Here is a 16,673-nt window from a genome sequence, read left to right as displayed (position 1 = left end):
TCCTGTATTGTTGTGCCGCTATACGCGCTCATATTCCCGGATAGCTCGCTATCCTACACTCTACTGTATAACTATATCCAGTTCACCCGCTCAATTCAAATCCAAATTCAGAGTTTTTGCCCATCAGCGCCAAAAAAAGCAGAGCCACACCTGTAAAGTGCAGCTCTGCCTTGCTTCATTAATAAAGAAATACGTTCTGGATCAGGTCCATCGCGGCTCATAAGGAAACGGACAGGTCGACTCTACCAGCTTGGCGCGCACCTGTACGAGACAGCCACAATAGCGGCAGGTCGTACCGTATTGTAACCCTGGACAATTGGAGCAAATGGATAAACGCCGTTCATACTCGGCATCCTCGACTGTCGGACGCGAGCGTGAGGCCAGCTCCACCAGCCGCGCCATTTTGGCTTCACTGATTTTAACATCGTATTGATCATTACATCCCTTGCATGGTTGCTGCTTTCCGATAGGTCCACCTGTCACAGATGCTTCCATTTGATCAGCCCTTTACAGCGACTACTCCAACAGAGGCCGGAGGCAGCACAAAACGCAGTTTGTTATTTTCGAGTGTAATACCCTTCCATTCCGCAGGCTGAACCCGAGCCGGCTGTTCAAATGTGTTGAACGCACCATAATCTGCATGATGTAGAACCTGTCCCGATACAGAAGCAGCATCCGTTGATTCGATGTGACAGACCACTTCAAGCTCATCCGTATGACTAAGGTTACACGCTGTCACATGAATAATTCCATCATTGCTGCGAGAAGCCGACAAACTTAGTTGAGGGATGGTCTCGTCCCCAAATGTATATCCAGGACTCTCATAGTTCAGCTCCAATCGCTGTGCGTCCATATGCACCTGATACATATCGAACACATGATATGTAGGCGTAAGCAGCATCTTATCTCCTTCAGTCAGAACGAGCGACTGGAGAACATTAACGATCTGTGCCAGATTGGCCATCTGTACTCTTTTATTGTGTGCGTTAAAAATATTAAGGTTAATTCCGGCAAGTACGGCATCGCGCATCGTATTTTGCTGGTACAGAAATCCCGGATTCGTACCCGGTTCAACGTTATACCACGTTCCCCACTCGTCCACGATAATACCGACTCTGCCCTCAGGGTCGTATTTATCCATAATCTCGGAGTGCTTCACAAGTAACTCTTCCATATATAGCGTCTTTTTCAACGTTGTGAACCATTCGGCTTCTCCAAATCCTGTAGCCTCACCTTTATCCGCCCACTCACCTGTTGGAATGGTGTAATAATGGAGGCTAATTCCATCCATAAAACGACCGGCCTCCCGCATTAATACTTCCATCCAGTCGTAGTTGTGGTCGTTGGGGCCACAAGCGATTTTATAAATTTTATTTCCGGAATAATTACGTACATATGTCGCGTAACGACGGTACTCATCTGCGTAGTATTCAGGACGCATATTACCACCGCAACCCCAGTTCTCGTTCCCGACACCAAAATATTTCAGCTTCCATGGCTCTTCACGGCCGTTGCTCTTCCGCCAGTTCGCCATCGGTGATTCTCCATCAAACGTGATGTACTCCACCCATTCCTGCATCTCCTGCACCGTACCACTTCCCAGATTGCCACTGATATACGGCTCTGTACCGAGCAGCTCACACAATCTCAGAAACTCATGCGTACCAAAATGATTGTTCTCTTCTACCCCGCCCCAGTGTGTGTTGATCATGCGGGTGCGCTCACTTTTTGGACCTACGCCATCTTTCCAATGATATTCATCGGCAAAACAACCACCAGGCCAACGAAGTACGGGAATATGAAGTTTTTGCAGTGCCTTCAGCACGTCATTCCGTATACCTTCTGTATTCGAAATAGGTGAATCCTCTCCTACCCACAGCCCTTCATAAATACATCTCCCCAGGTGCTCTGAGAAGTGACCATATATATTGCGATTTATTAATCCTTGTTCCGAATCCGTCTTTAAAATAACATCAACCATAATTTCAACCTCCCAAAAAGTGTTGTTATCGCTTACAATAACGTGTTTGTGAACAGGATTCAACCGTTTTTATTTAAGAATAAACAAGCCCTTTCCGGCGGTTTAAATCCGGAAAGGGCTTGTTTGTTCATGTCGGCCTCATCAGGCCAAATACGTTAAGATTTATACACTTTTAGATTGAAATTGTCTTGAAATTATTCCATGACCTGACGCCAATTACTCGTTTTCAGCGGGCAACAATATTTTTTGATTCCATGTTGTTCCGCCATCTGTCGTCTCATAAATCGCAGGAGAATTGTCGCTTGTTACGACGAGCCAACCTGTTTTGGCAGAAGGGAACGAAATGCGGGAGCTATAACCTGGATCTTTCAGGTCAATATTTTTCCACGTGGAACCTGCATTATAAGAACGTCCAATCCCTACTTTGCCTGCTGCAGGTGATCCTCCTGAGAGATAGGCCGTCTGATTACCGATCAACGCCATGTTCCCTGGGTGCCCCCCTGGTTCTGCGGGACCTTTTCCGTTCCCTGTGCTGCTTGCACCTGGAGCCGGACCACCACCTGCTGTAGATTGGGCGAAGACCTGTCTCCAGTTCTTGCCTTCATTCCCGCTCGCGTAGAGAGAATACGACTGCTGGGACATGCCCGCATCGCCATATAGAAGGGCCCATACCTGGTTACCGCTTGCGTATATATCTCCACCGCTCCACGTTGTTGAGGTTACCTTCAGCGATTGCGTCCAGTTCTTGCCTCCATTACTAGTCTGCATGATTCGGTACCCCGAGCCAGGAGCGACTACAATCGCATAACCTTGCTTCTCTGTCGTGAACACAGCTCCGCGTGTATTGGCTGGTGTAGAGATGGGGCTCCATGTTGCACCGCCGTCTTTCGTCATATAAGCCCCATTATAGGTGTACCCAAAGCCTTCATTTTTAGTACGAAAATCAATTCGCTTAAATTGTAAGCCACCAATATCCATCCTTGTCCAGTGTGATCCACCATCTGTTGAGCGGATGAGATACGTCGTAGGAGAATTCTTCACCTGAGCCAATGCAAATCCATTCACATTATTCGGAAAATCAAGTTGTGTGAACTGCCATTGACCGGTATAAATGGACTGCCATGTACAGCCTGCATTCGAGGTACCGATCAGGAATCCCTCGCCAGCAGCCCGTCCGGTTGTATTGTTTAAAAAGTCGATATCCGTAAAATGCAGTCGTTGGTCTTCCACACCACTGCCCTTTTTCAACGTAGCTGTTAATCCATGATCTCCACTTCCACACGTTGGGGAGGACGCAGCGTTAGCTCCTGGTAGTGTATGTACCGGACCAAGTCCCCAAGCCAGCGTTACCGATAATGCGAGTGCGCCGATCCGTTTCCATGTCATTCTGCTCTTTGTTGTCATTGTGACACCTCCTTCTATGGTTTTACCCCATTTTGCAGGATTTAACGTAACAATTTGTTTATCCCGCGTGACATTATTGCAATAAAAAAAACACTCATGCCCACATTTTTTATCTCATGGGCATGAGTGGTTCATCATTAATCTCTACTACGAGCCGATTTAAATGGGATATGTCTGAAATGCAATAATCACAAATGTGATACTTAAAACAAGGCATAGGACAAAATGCAATTTATTGTATTTAAGTGTCCTGATGCTAAAGGCAACATATAACATGGCGAGATTAGCCAGTATTAACGTTAAATTGAGGAACAAAGTCATTGTTAATATCAGATTGATGGCAAATATCATAAGTACCGCTATAAACCATTTGGGATACATACTCAATTGAGCCCGGATTGCATGCATAACATAACCCCTTCCCTCTATTTCCATATTATACATAAATATTAAGATAGAGTCATCCCGAATAGCCTTTTCGCATGACACACGGGTGTATTTATATATACAACAAATGGTAGAGGTATGGGAACGTACGTGCTATAATCGATGTTATGGACTTGAATTGCAAGCGAAAACCCACCTCATAAGGTTGGCGCCTAACGGTGGGTTTCGCTTGAATAGCATTATTTAATTCTAGCGCGCCGTGGCAATCCACAGCCTTTCGGGTCCTAAGAGTCTTTACCGTTCGAGCGGTGAAGGCTCTTTTTTAGTATATGGTCGAACCCGATCACCATATACTTCACGAATGTAATATATCAACGAATATATTACTGAATACTTTTGTAGTTAGTATAACACAGTCCAGATATGAGGTTCAATTCAGTTAAGTTCGTTTAACTGGATTCCTTTTCCCCAAAAAAAAACGCCCTCTCCTACGCAGGCTTCAACCTGACGCAGACAGAGGACGCTGTAATTTTGCGATTACTTCACGAATCCAAGCAGCATTTCACGGATCATCTTCGCAGCCACAATTTGTGTCTGTTCCGTAGGATCGTAAATTGGTGCCACTTCCACCAGATCACAACCCACTACATTTACATCTGATCCTGCAATCATGTGGATGGCTTCAAGCAGTTCCTTGGACGTAATACCGCCCGCTTCTGCTGTTCCTGTACCCGGAGCCGCAGACGGATCAAGCACGTCGATATCAATTGTAACGTATACCGGACGGTTACCCATTTTCGGAAGAGCTTCCTTCATCGGAGCTGCCACTTCAAACGGATAGAAGTTGATGTTCTCCCGCCCGAATTGGAACTCTTCGCGGGAACCGGAACGAATACCGAACTGATAAATATTTTTGCCGCCCATCAATTCAGCTGCTTTACGCACTGGCGTCGAGTGGGACAACGGCTCACCTTCATAGTTTTCACGAAGGTCCGCATGTGCATCAATATGAATCAGGATAAGGTCCGGATATTTCTTGTACATTTGCTGAATGACAGGCCAAGTGACGAGGTGTTCCCCGCCGAGACCAATTGGGAATTTGTCGTCCGCCAGCAGGCCACCGATATATTCTCCGATGACTTCGAGACTGCGTCCTGCATTACCGAAAGGCAAAAGCAGATCCCCAGCGTCAAAGTATGTCATATCCACAATGCTTTTATCCAGGTAAGGGCTGTACTCTTCAAGTCCAACCGACGCCTGACGGATGTGGGAAGGACCAAAACGGGACCCTGGACGGAAGCTGACGGTGTAATCCATCGGCATACCATAAATAACCGCTTTGGAGTTCTCATAGTCCTCCGAACTGCAAATAAACACGTTACCTGAATAAGCTTGATCCAACTTCATCTGATTATTTCCTCCTTATTTCGTAAGATCTTCCACGAATTTAGGAAGAACAAACGCCGCTTTGTGCAGACGTGGAGAGTAATATTTCGTATCCATCTCTGGAATCTGCGTCTCGTCCACCTCAAGCGGATTATGTTTTTTGCTACCCATTGTAAAGGTCCACAGACCACTTGGGTACGTAGGGATATTACAACCGTACACAAGTACGATAGGGAAGATTTCTTTAACGTCCTTGTTTACCTTTTGAATTAGATCCGCTTTGAACCATGGGTTGTCCGTTTGAGCAACGAAGATCCCATCTTCTTTTAGCGCTTCATAGATGCCCTGGTAGAAACCGCGCTCAAACAGCGGAGCAGCCGGACCTACAGGCTCTGTGGAGTCAACGATGATTACATCGTATTCATTTTTATGCTCTATAATATGCATGTAGCCGTCGTTCACCAGCACTTCAACGTTAGGCTCGTCCAACTTACCGGCGATTTCAGGCAAATACTTTTTGGAATATTCAATCACTTTCCCGTCGATTTCGACGAGAACTGCTTTTTCTACAGCAGCGTGCTTAATAACTTCACGGATAACTCCGCCGTCACCGCCACCGACAACCAGCACCTTTTTCGGATTCGGGTGTGTGTTTAGCGCAGGGTGAGCCGCCATTTCGTGATAAACGAATTCGTCTTTCACCGTAGTCATCACCATGCCGTCAAGCAGCAACATATTGCCGAATTCCTCGGTCTCTACCATAGCCAGATCTTGAAAATCCGTCTTTTCGCTTACATAGGTCTGCTTAATCTTCGCGGTGATTCCGAATGCGGGGGTCTGTTTCTCCGTAAACCACAATTCCATAATCTCTACCTTCTTTCCGTAAAGTTAATGATCAGCCATACCTGACAAAGCGCGGGTGCGCTGTCGGTTCGCCCAAGCACGTCCAGCGTTCGGCGCTATACAGCGTTATGGTTGCTAGCTGCGGGAAAGGTCCGCGTTTCACTACATTATATAGATTAAATTGACCAGAGCGTACATAGCGTCTGACTGATCAAAGAATCACTGACAATGGTACTGTTCGACCTTCCTTGCCTGTTGTAGGTTGTACCGAACTGTTATCTTTCATTACCCTTTTGCATTATACGCGATTGACGTTTATACTGCAAAACGGTTTTTTCTGCAAAAAAGCTATATTTTAAACCGTTAAACGGGTGGATTGAATATCCGTGTCACTGAATTCCCATACTGGAAAGAAAAGAAAGGAGCCCGTTCCATGACCCAACCAAGCCAAAAGACCCGCAAACGCGGGTTCCGCATATGGAAAGTTATCAAAAGCCTGGCTCTGCTCGCTATTCTCGGCCTAATCGCCACGGCAGCAGGATTGGTCTACCTATATGCCACCAGCCTGCCTCTGGCCGACTCGGATCGCAATTCCAGGCTGCTGGACAGCCAGGGCGAAGTCATTGCCACTTTCTCGGCAGGGGGCAAAGACTCGGTACCTGTGCAGTTGGCAGATATCTCACCTGATTTGGTTAACGCCACACTTGCTGTAGAGGACCGCAAATTCTATGATCATGTCGGCTTCGACATCCGAGGAATGGGACGGGCTGTACTCGTAAATCTGGAACATATGCAGATGTCTCAGGGTGCAAGTACACTGACTCAGCAGCTCGCACGTAATTTGTATTTGTCCCATGAAAAAACATGGACCCGTAAAGCCAAGGAAGCCATGTACACGGCACAATTGGAGATGAAATATACCAAAGATGAAATTTTGCAGATGTACCTGAATGAAATCTATTATGGTCATGGTGCCTACGGGATCGAAGCGGCTTCGCGGATGTATTTTGGCAAATCGGCCAAACAGTTGACACTCGCCGAAAGTGCCATGCTTGCAGGAATTCCAAAGGGTCCGACTTACTATTCTCCTTATAATCATATGAAGAACGCCAAGGACCGGCAGAAGGTTGTATTGAACGCCATGGCTGACATCGGCAAAATTACGCAAGCGGAAGCTGATAAGGCTTATGAGGAGATGCTCTCGTTCAAGCCGGAAAGTGAACGCAAAACCGTGGAAAGCGCCCCCTATTTCCGCGATTATATCCGGAATCTGGCCGTCAAGGAGCTGGGAATCAGTGAAGCGATGCTGGATCATGGAGGATTGAACATTTACACCACGCTGGATTTACGCGTACAAAAAGCAGCGGAAGACGCCGTAGCCAAAGGTATGGACGCCAAAAGCGAGCTGGAAACCGCTCTGGTATCGATCGATCCCCGTACCGGATACATCAAAGCGATGGTGGGTGGCAAAAATTATCGCACCAATCAGATTAACCATGTGCTGGCAACTACACGCCAGCCAGGATCTGCTTTTAAACCGATTATGTATCTGGCTGCCCTGGAATCCAAACAGCTCACCAGTGCTTCCATGTTTAAAAGCGAGCCAACCCTGTTTCATTATGACAATGATCGCAAGACCTATAAACCCGGCAACTTCGGGGATAAGTATTTAGGCGAGATTGATCTGAGACAGGCCATCGCCGCTTCGGACAACATCTACGCGGTAAATACGATTATGCAGATCGGACCTGAACAAGTGGTGAAGATGGCCAAAAATCTAGGGATTACGAGTAATATGAGCCCGGTACCCTCCCTTGCACTCGGAACCTCACCGGTTAGTCCTCTGGAGATGGCTTCCGCATTCTCCGCTATTGCCGCAGGTGGACAGCGAACACCTCCTGTAGCCATTCTGCAAGTGACGGACGCCGCAGGACGAGTAATCTATGAAGCACCTCAGACCAAGGCTGAGAGGGTCGTTGAACCCGCTGCTGCTTATGTATTAACACGGTTGATGGAGAGTGTGTTCGAAAATGGCGGAACAGGCAATCGGGTATCTGCAACCATTAAACGGCCTGTCGCTGGCAAAACGGGGACAACGAATACGGATGCCTGGTTAGTTGGCTTTACCCCAGAGCTCTCCACGGCTGTCTGGGTCGGTTACGATCAAGGCAAAGCCATCTCCACATCCGACGGGCGTCGTGCAGCACCTATGTTTGCCCAGTTCACGGAACAGGCTCTTGCCAGTGTTCCACCGAAGATCTTCACCGTACCGGATAATGTTGTCAGTGTATACATCGATCCCGAATCCGGTAAACTGGCTGGCAATGGCTGCGCCGAGAAACGGTTGGAAGTTTTTATTGATGGCACAGAACCGACCGAGGTCTGTCGCAGCGCTTCAGACGATTCGGGTTCAGAGGATGATAAAAACAGTCGCGAAGTGCAGAACCAGCAGGGAATACAGGAAGAGAAGCATTCATGGTGGAAGGATTTCAAACGCTGGTGGGTGGAATGACCAAAGTGACGTAAATACGTAATGACGCAATTACGTCACTCCAAAAATTCCAGTTTCAGCACAAAAGCAAAAGCCCCGAACCGATCATCTCGGTCACGGGGCTTTTGCTTCTTTTTTTGAACGGCTTTGTACATGAATTAGGCGAGCGCTTCTTTCAATTCATCTGGAGAAGCATTCCACCATTCTTCGTTATGAGTAATCAGCAGTTTCTTGAGTGCTGCGCGATCCTCCGGTCCAAGACCATCCAGCATGAACCGACGCTTCATGGCATAATCCATACGATTCACATGATCGGCAAGCAGTTTCCATCCACGACGTGCTTCTGTATCAATCCACATCTCACACGCGGTTGCTCCGCCATAGAGCTGCCCCTGTTCGTTACGGTCCACAGCTACCCATACCAGCCATACCTGGCGTCCATTGGGTACGTCCTCACGGTTGGTCGAGAACTTGATGTTGCGTTCTACCTTACTCTTCGCATGCATTGCACCAATGTCGATCTTAGCTTCTCCGTTATCAATAATAACTGGAGACAGGTTGTTCAGATCGATGGAGCCTGCACCGAAGCCTTTGTGTTTGCTCTTTGCACTAACGATATTCAAGGCAATCTGTTTTTTGCCGTTTTGCTCGTTTTGGTCCATTTTATAGCCTCCAAGGGTTGATACAAATATTTTAACTAATAATCGCCCCAATGCAAACATATACATGCTGTAGATGCTTGTCAACGGGAGGTATTTAACGATGATTCCACGACGCGCCAAGAGCTGGCTCACCGCAATTATAGCCCTGTGTGTAATTGCCGGGGGGATATGGCTTGGTCTGGGTACCACACGCTCCATTCATTCTGACTTGCCTGCGCTCGCCCCGGAATCGGGCAAGCCTACGGCACCCGTCAAAACCCAAACATCTCCAGAAAGTATACAGACACCTACCGCTGAAGTGTTCAGCAACCGCGTAGTGGAATATCACATGGATGTGAAGCTGTTAGACGGAAATGTCTTACAAGGGACTCAGACGATAACTTGGACACATCCAGGCAAGAAAACCGTCAGTGAGCTTTATTTTCACATGTATCCCAACGCCTTCTCTTCTGCCGACACCACCTTTATGAAAGAATCCGGGGGAAAGCTTCGCGGCGATGTTATGCCCACGGACGGTTATGGTTCCATGCATATTACAGAAATGAAAACAGAGGACGGGCTTTCCCTCTTGCATCGGATGCAATATGTGCAGCCGGATGACGGAAATATGAAAGATACTACCCTCATTAAGGTACGGCTGCCCAAACCCGTTAAAGCCGGTGAAAGCATCACGCTTCACACCCGATTTGAGGTCAAGCTGCCGAAAATTTTTGCCCGCATGGGAACAGCAGATAACTTTGTTATGGCAGGTCAATGGTTCCCTAAACTTAGCGTATATGAGCCAGTTGGCACACGAGGTCGAACGTCCGAAGGCTGGAATTTGCATCAGTATCATGGCAATTCAGAGTTTTATGCAGATTTCGGCATCTATAGTGTACGTATTCGGGTACCGGAAACATACAAGGTGGCTGCCACAGGATTCCCAACCCAACAAGCTGCGGTGAAGAACGGCGAAAAAATCTATCAGTTCTATGCCGATGATGTACATGATTTTGCCTGGTCAGCCTCACCTGATTTTGTTTATGCGGAAGAGCCCTTCTCTGCTCCTAATGTGCCTGGCGTTCGAATCAAGCTGTACCTCGACCCTGCTCATGAGGATCTGAAGGAACGCTATTTCTATGCAGCCAAAGCAGCACTATCCAATTATAGCAAGTGGTTTGGCCCTTATCCGTATTCTACACTGTCCATCGTTGTCCCGCCCAAATCGGGGAATGGTGCAGGGGGAATGGAATACCCTACCTTGGTCACTGCCTTCGGTGCGGATGATTCCGCCCCTGGTTACGATCTGGAACGAACGGTTGTGCACGAGATTGGACATCAGTATTTTTACGGTATGGTCGCCAGTAATGAATTTGAAGAGGCTTGGCTGGACGAAGGATTCACCTCCTATGCGGAAGACAAACTGATGGAACAGGAATACGGACTTATCCCGAATCTGCCCGTACAATCAGGTCTCATTACTTCCCCAGCTCCACTGACACAAGACTCCTGGAAGTTTGATTCCCAGAATCATTATGCAGCCAACGTATACACAAGAGGCAAGCTTGTATTACTCGGGATCGAGCAGCAGGTTGGTGCTAAAACGATGGAGCGCATTCTCTCGACCTATGTGAAGAAATACCGCTTCAAACACCCTACTTCATCTGATTTTCAAAAGGTCGTGGAACAAGTGACCCGCACGTCCTGGTCGGATTATTTTGAACAATACGTGTACGGAGACGGCATGGCTGACTTTGCAGTGGAGAAGATCAAGGTCACTCCCGTTCTGAAAGATGGTCAAACCTTGTACGAGTCGTCGGTTACAGTGCAGAAAAAAGGCAGTGAATATACGAAGGTGCCTGTTCGAATTATGTTCGAGGATGGGAAAACCATGACGAAAGAATGGGATGGTAGCAAGGAGCGCATTACCTACAAATTGACCTACACTTCCCCGGTTTCCTGGGCGATGACTGATCCGCTATACACGATCGTGCTGGAGAACCATCATATGAACAATTTTCTGAAAGCCGGACTGGATGAGCCAACCAAATCCCGCTGGAGCATGAGCGCAACCAAACTTATAGAAGCTATATTCGGAAGTCTGTCATGGTGAGGTGGATACAGTGAAAGCGAAAATACGTGAAGGCTGGTTTCTCGTCCGTCAGCATATGTTCATTGCGGCACTCTTATTTCTCTATCAATTAATATGGGGATACTTTCTTTATCGGATGGTACAGTCAGCTGTAGTCCCGCTTCTCCTGCGTTATCCTGAACCTGATGCCGGGGAGCTAAGTACGATTCTATTCAAAATGGAGAGCCAGCTTGGTCTGTCAACGAACCCGGAGGTCCATCGCTATTTATGGATTCTAGGAGCTATGCTGCTGCTGCGGATGCTAATTAGCCCGCTCATTCAGGCAGGGCTGCTCTACTCGCTCCAGCATTTTAATCATTCGGAAGAGCGCGTTCCATTCATTCGCGGCATCAAAAATTTGTGGAAACCGATGCTGTTGCTTCACACGATTCGAACCGTATTGCTGCTGCTGCCGGCTTATTGGCTCGCACCGAAGCTCTATTCCATCTTTATGGATGGCTTTCATTCCCTCCAACTGCTCTTGCCGGGTATTCCCTATGTTGCTGGTTGGATTGTATACGGGTGGGTAATACATCATGCCCTTCTCTACATGCAGTTTGGGGTCTCGGCTCCTGACGGGGAAGGTGGAGCGCGTGGTACGTTCCAGGCCCTATGGATTGCTCTGCGCCAAACCATCACCCTGATCGGTATTGCGACCCTGCTGGGCGGTCTTCATCTGTTGGTCTTTGGTGCCTTTACCTCAGCTTCATGGTTAGTAACAGGCTTAACCGGCCTTATACTACAACAAACGTACCCACTTGCCCGGTGCTTGCTGAGTCTGTGGAAAATATGCGCCCATTTCCGGTTATGGCAGTCCAACTCGGTCAAGGAATAAATTGAACGGTTAAAATTGTTACCATCTCTATGTAAAGTTAAGCTCATCAAATGCCGTTAAACAAGCAAACCTCGACCTTTCCCCGTCAAAGGTCGAGGTTTTTTTTGCTAATTTTGTTGCTAAACGTTGCCAAAGTGATATACCTCTGTTACAATAATCGCAGTGAGTTTTTAGTAACAACTTTGTAATCTTTACCTTCATATTTGTAACTACTTAAAATTTAATCGTCATTTCTTGATTTCGCAGGTGCACAACTAGCATAGCCAAATTCCTAGCACCTGGGAAGCGGGGGAACCAGTTATGGGTGAATTGATCTTGCAACAGAGGGATCATAGGGGACCTTCAACCGAATCCTTAAGCTAACCTCGCAGGCATTGGAAGGGGTATATCTTTTGTTTAAGAAGAAACTAACCGCAGCTGTACTTAGCCTCACATTCGCATTATCGCTTGGAGCAGGCAGCGCATTCGCAGATTCAAAAATGGACCAAGTCATTGATTCAGCAATGGGAACTACATACAAAAGCGGAGGAACAACGCTTAACGGCTTTGACTGCTCTGGGTTTACAAGTTATGTATTCGACAAGCTGGGCATTGATCTGGCACGCCAATCAAGTTCGCAATTCGACATGGGCGATTCAGTATCCCGTATGGAAATGAGACCAGGTGATCTGGTATTCTTCAATACAACGGGCAAAGGGGTCTCGCACGTAGGGATCTTTGTAGGAGATGGAAAGTTTGCACACTCCTCTTCTTCCAAAGGAGTTACAATCAGCGCATTAAGTGAAAGCTATTGGGCTAACCGCTATGTTGGCGCTAAACGCATTATGAGCACGGACGCATATGAGACATTGGCCATCGACTAGGGACAAGCTGAGCAACGTCATGCTGTAACAATAACACTACTGTAACGAAGCATAATAGAACCGTCTGGTACATTCTCCGCAGGAATGTATCCGGCGGTTTTTTTGTGCTTCGTTTCCATCAAAAGTATTTTGGGATAAGCTATCTAACCTAACTTTACTTTTTTAGGGCTATTTTGCATTGCTTCGTCCGTGCTCTTATAATGTTTTTACCCATCCCACTATAATATAAACGAAATTACCGGAACTTTTGTTTCACTTTTTTTCAATAACAAGGACTTGCCAAATGAACGCCTCTTTTGTAGAGTGAAAACAAGATAGATATGGAATGACATATCTAGGCTATTGGACAAATTAAAATCAGTATAGCTTGTTCACAATGAGAGGAGCGTGCAGTTGTATGGATAAAGCCCCTGTGACGTTTCACGTTGTGCCCATGCAAGAAGAACATGCGGAGCTCATCTGTGATTGGCAGTATGATCCGCCTTATAATATTTATAGCTGGCTACCCTGGGAGCAGATGAAAGCACTCGAAGTGGAATTCGGAGATCCCCAGCTACGGAAGGAACAATATGCAGTGGTGTTGGGAGAGGATCATCAAATTTGGGGTTTCGCTCAATACTTCCCACTTGAAGGTGTCACCCGCATCGGGCTTGGTATGCATCCCGAACGCTGTGGACATGGTCTGGGGACGGCTTTTGTCTCGGCCATTGTGCAGGAAGCGATTCGCCGGAACCCGGCAAACGAAATTGATCTGGAAGTCCTGACCTGGAATGAACGGGCCATTCGTGTCTATCTCAAGGCCGGATTTGTTACGCAGGATACATACGAACGACAGACACCGAGCGGTTTGAAACCTTTTTACTGCATGGTCTATGAAGGTCCTCGGGGATAAATAAATCATAAAATGGCACTAAAAAGTCCCGGTTATGTGATTAGTTCAAAAAATTACCACAAAATGCTATGATGTAACTACAGGTTCCGTTATAATGATATGGATAGTTTCAGGTTAGATGATCTTTCATTCTGGAGGGGACATAAGGGATGCACAAATGGATCATGAGCGGGGTATTTTTTGCAGCGTGCGCTTTAGCTATTGTACTAATGTTTACGCTTCCAGGGAAAGAGGAAGTTGCAGAAGAAGCGAAACCGACGATGCCGGAAGTTACCATGGATGCAGGACAGGCTGAGACACTCGTCAAAGCAAATTGTATTACCTGCCACGGTGATCAGCTTCAAGGGGGCATGGGCCCTAGTCTGCAGAAGATTGGAAGCCAGGACGATGTGGAGAAGATTTATACGACCATTGTCAAAGGTAAAAGCGGCGGTATGCCTTCGTTCAAAGATAAGTTGAAGGATGAAGAAATCGCGAATGTTGCGATGTGGCTGGCTGAGAAGAAGTAATCCCATCGTTTAAGGCGAAAAGTTAAGACAGATTGCAAGCATGTATAGCGGGGTGGCTTCAATCACCTCCTGCACTTTAACGCATGCTCTAACCCATGTTGACGCTGGACGCATAACCTAGTCAACCATATCACAGGATTACTGGGTTTATCGATGCTCTACAGAGAAGAGGCTCTCACTCTCCCTTGCCGGGAAAGTAAGAGCCTCTTGGTCATATTCACTTGTTCAGCGTGTAGAGAAAGCTTCGGTGAAAACATGCGGCGCAATGGCTACTCCCGTTGCATGAGCTTATTCTGCCGCCTATTATTCATCCTAAAGAAGAATGGCTTACTGCGTCTTTGCCTTCTGCTCGGCAAGGAAAGCCTGCACTTCACGTGCGGACGGCATCCCGGACTGGGCGCCTAGCTTCGTCACGGACAACGCGGCTGCGCCCATGGCGAAGCTTACCGCCGCGTCCAGCGTCTCTCCGCGCGCGAGGGCTACCGCCAGCGCGCCGTTGAAGCAATCGCCAGCGCCGGTCGTGTCGACGGCGCTTACGGCGTAGCCGGGCGCACGGCACGCGCCGGCACGCCCTGCCTGTACGCGGCCGCCAGGCGCCGCCGCGTATACAGCCCCCTCGGGGCCGAGCGTCGTGACGACAGCGGCCCCGAGGGATGCGGCGAGCTCTGCGACCGCAGCATCTACGTCTTCCGGCCGGAGTTCATCCCGGCCGGTAAGCACGGCGAGCTCGCTGCGGTTCGGCGTGACAACGTCGACGCACCGCAGCAGCTCCTGGGGCAGACCCGGCACCGCGGGAGCCGGGTTGAGCACCACCAATGCGCTGCCTTCAGCCGCCAGTTGGGCGGCGCGGGTGACCGCAGGCAGCGGGATCTCCAGCTGCAGCAGCACCGCTGCGGCTGCAGTCAGGCTTTTTACCGTATCCGCCTCTTCCAGCATCGCAGGCACTACCCGCCCATTCGCTCCAGGAATGACAATAATCCGGTTATCTCCTTTGGAGAGCCAGATGGAGGCCGTACCTGTAACCGTATCATTCAGAATGCGGACCTGTGAGGCAACCGCCCCGCTTTCCGTTAGACTGTGCAGCAAGCGTTCACCAAAACCATCCGATCCTACCGCACCAACCATCGTTGTCTGTCCGCCAAGTCGTGCTGCTGCCACCGCTTGGTTGGCACCTTTACCTCCGGCCAGATAGTGCAGTTCCTCCCCGCTCACCGTTTCCCCTTCCTCGGGAATGATGTCCGTCTTCACCACCAGGTCCATATTAAGGCTGCCTACGACAGTAATAAGCGGTTTGTTCTGATTATCGTCTGACATGTATGCTTCACTCACTTCCGGTAGTGCGATGATAACCGCGCCAGTTTATTCCGACCTCTTTTTCTCGAACGCCTCGTTATATTGCTCTGCTTCTTTAATATCTACAGATGTGATGCCACCTTCATCCCAAGATGTGAGACGTAGCGTGACCGTTGTATAGTCAATCGTAATAAAAGGGTGATGATTGAATGCTTCTGAAATCGCTGCGACCTCGTCCACAAATGCAATCCCTTTCATGTAGTTGGAAAATACGAACTTGCGGACAATCCATCGTCCCTCTTCCAGTTCCCAGCCTTCCAGCCTTCCCAGATGAGCTTCGACTTCCTCTTGCGAAAAAACCATACGTTATCTTCCTCCCCATATGATGGCTCATCACAGACAGCTGTCCGCGGTGCCATCAAAACCTTTGGTGCTACCACAGCAACCCAAACGCATAGGTCCACCGCCCTGCGGTTGGCCCGTTTCATGACTATCATCTTACCACGGAAAAGCCTCAAATTCCAATAGTACAAATGGCGCTAGATCCACTAACCATAAGGCTTTAGGGAGATTCTCCAACCCCGTTTCCCATGCCAAATATCTTATAGGAGCATACTAAATGAGTGGTACAAAAGTCAGCTCTTCTTCACCAATTAAGATATGAATTCGGTGCTGATCCTTGTCATGAATGACAACTCCACTTCCTACCGGAATGACAGACTCCTCACCCAGCGCATAGAACAGATCTTCCGCCAATGCCTCATCCACTTCGAGTTGCTCTGTTACACCAAGGCGTGACCATTCTTCCTCATCCATCTCAAAGAAAACATAGCGGTCCGGTATTCGGCCTATAGCCTGTGTCAAATCTGTCAATATTCCTTCATAATCCCGTCCATGCTTTACGCCCATTGACTTTTCACTCCTGTTTAGCCCCTAAGGAGCAGATTTGTTCTTATTATACCTGAAAATAACCCTTAAAAAAAAAGGCCATCTGGTCGATAAATACTATACATGACC

Annotated in this window: 15 protein-coding genes and 1 riboswitch; of the genes, 6 read left to right on the top strand and 9 right to left on the bottom strand. The window is 48.0% G+C overall.

Features of this window, described 5'->3' with window-relative positions; translation table 11 throughout:
* Positions 1-201: 201 nt before the first annotated feature.
* From P5G61_RS30750 to speE, 5 genes are all read right to left on the bottom strand, one after another.
* Positions 202-495, bottom strand: a complete 294-nt coding sequence (locus P5G61_RS30750; protein ID WP_301249923.1) for a DUF6171 family protein — start codon at positions 493-495, stop codon at positions 202-204.
* A 4-nt stretch (positions 496-499) separates the two neighbouring features.
* On the bottom strand, positions 500-1,981 hold the full coding sequence (locus P5G61_RS30745; protein ID WP_301249922.1) for an alpha-N-arabinofuranosidase: 1,482 nt from the start codon (positions 1,979-1,981) through the stop codon (positions 500-502).
* Positions 1,982-2,197: 216 nt separating this feature from the next.
* Positions 2,198-3,385 carry a WD40/YVTN/BNR-like repeat-containing protein gene (locus tag P5G61_RS30740; RefSeq protein WP_301249921.1) on the bottom strand — a complete coding sequence of 396 codons (1,188 nt, stop codon included), beginning with the start codon at positions 3,383-3,385 and terminating at the stop codon, positions 2,198-2,200.
* A 924-nt stretch (positions 3,386-4,309) separates the two neighbouring features.
* Positions 4,310-5,179: an agmatinase gene (gene speB / locus P5G61_RS30735; RefSeq protein WP_024628791.1), complete on the bottom strand. Its 870-nt coding sequence runs from the start codon at positions 5,177-5,179 to the stop codon at positions 4,310-4,312.
* A 15-nt stretch (positions 5,180-5,194) separates the two neighbouring features.
* Positions 5,195-6,022, bottom strand: coding sequence for a polyamine aminopropyltransferase (gene speE, locus P5G61_RS30730; RefSeq protein WP_024628792.1), 828 nt, complete (start codon positions 6,020-6,022; stop codon positions 5,195-5,197).
* 412 nt (positions 6,023-6,434) lie between these two features.
* Between speE and P5G61_RS30725 the strand changes: the two genes are divergently transcribed.
* Complete coding sequence (locus P5G61_RS30725) at positions 6,435-8,513, top strand: transglycosylase domain-containing protein (protein ID WP_301249919.1); 2,079 nt, start codon at positions 6,435-6,437, stop codon at positions 8,511-8,513.
* Positions 8,514-8,650: 137 nt separating this feature from the next.
* Here the strand turns inward: P5G61_RS30725 and P5G61_RS30720 are convergent, their stop codons facing one another.
* Positions 8,651-9,154, bottom strand: coding sequence for a YwhD family protein (locus P5G61_RS30720; RefSeq protein ID WP_024628794.1), 504 nt, complete (start codon positions 9,152-9,154; stop codon positions 8,651-8,653).
* A gap of 100 nt (positions 9,155-9,254) precedes the next feature.
* On the opposite strand from P5G61_RS30720, the gene P5G61_RS30715 reads away from it, so the two are divergent.
* From P5G61_RS30715 to P5G61_RS30695, 5 genes are all read left to right on the top strand, one after another.
* On the top strand, positions 9,255-11,246 hold the full coding sequence (locus P5G61_RS30715; RefSeq protein WP_301249918.1) for a M1 family metallopeptidase: 1,992 nt from the start codon (positions 9,255-9,257) through the stop codon (positions 11,244-11,246).
* Between the two features lie 10 nt (positions 11,247-11,256).
* The gene (locus tag P5G61_RS30710; protein ID WP_301249917.1) at positions 11,257-12,099 is read left to right on the top strand and encodes a hypothetical protein; all 843 of its coding nucleotides are present in this window, start codon (positions 11,257-11,259) and stop codon (positions 12,097-12,099) included.
* Positions 12,100-12,350: 251 nt separating this feature from the next.
* Positions 12,351-12,488, top strand: a riboswitch (cyclic di-AMP (ydaO/yuaA leader).
* A gap of 3 nt (positions 12,489-12,491) precedes the next feature.
* Positions 12,492-12,962 carry a C40 family peptidase gene (locus P5G61_RS30705; protein ID WP_024628797.1) on the top strand — a complete coding sequence of 157 codons (471 nt, stop codon included), beginning with the start codon at positions 12,492-12,494 and terminating at the stop codon, positions 12,960-12,962.
* Positions 12,963-13,359: 397 nt separating this feature from the next.
* Positions 13,360-13,854 (top strand): GNAT family N-acetyltransferase, encoded by a 495-nt coding sequence (locus P5G61_RS30700; protein WP_301249916.1) that lies wholly within the window; start codon positions 13,360-13,362, stop codon positions 13,852-13,854.
* Between the two features lie 149 nt (positions 13,855-14,003).
* On the top strand, positions 14,004-14,363 hold the full coding sequence (locus P5G61_RS30695) for a c-type cytochrome (RefSeq protein ID WP_192272313.1): 360 nt from the start codon (positions 14,004-14,006) through the stop codon (positions 14,361-14,363).
* Positions 14,364-14,690: 327 nt separating this feature from the next.
* On the opposite strand, the gene rbsK is transcribed toward P5G61_RS30695, so the two are convergent.
* The 3 genes from rbsK to P5G61_RS30680 all read right to left on the bottom strand — a co-directional run bounded on the left by rbsK (position 14,691) and on the right by P5G61_RS30680 (position 16,565).
* Positions 14,691-15,677, bottom strand: a complete 987-nt coding sequence (gene rbsK / locus P5G61_RS30690; protein WP_301249915.1) for a ribokinase — start codon at positions 15,675-15,677, stop codon at positions 14,691-14,693.
* A gap of 45 nt (positions 15,678-15,722) precedes the next feature.
* Positions 15,723-16,019, bottom strand: coding sequence for a 4a-hydroxytetrahydrobiopterin dehydratase (locus tag P5G61_RS30685; protein ID WP_079345544.1), 297 nt, complete (start codon positions 16,017-16,019; stop codon positions 15,723-15,725).
* A 252-nt stretch (positions 16,020-16,271) separates the two neighbouring features.
* On the bottom strand, positions 16,272-16,565 hold the full coding sequence (locus tag P5G61_RS30680; protein ID WP_024628802.1) for a hypothetical protein: 294 nt from the start codon (positions 16,563-16,565) through the stop codon (positions 16,272-16,274).
* Positions 16,566-16,673 lie beyond the last annotated feature (108 nt).

It is taken from the genome of Paenibacillus vandeheii (assembly GCF_030433635.1).
Taxonomy (GTDB): Bacteria; Bacillota; Bacilli; order Paenibacillales; family Paenibacillaceae; genus Paenibacillus; species Paenibacillus vandeheii.
Note: the sequence above shows the minus strand (reverse complement) of the source record. Positions and strands in the feature narration are given on the sequence as shown.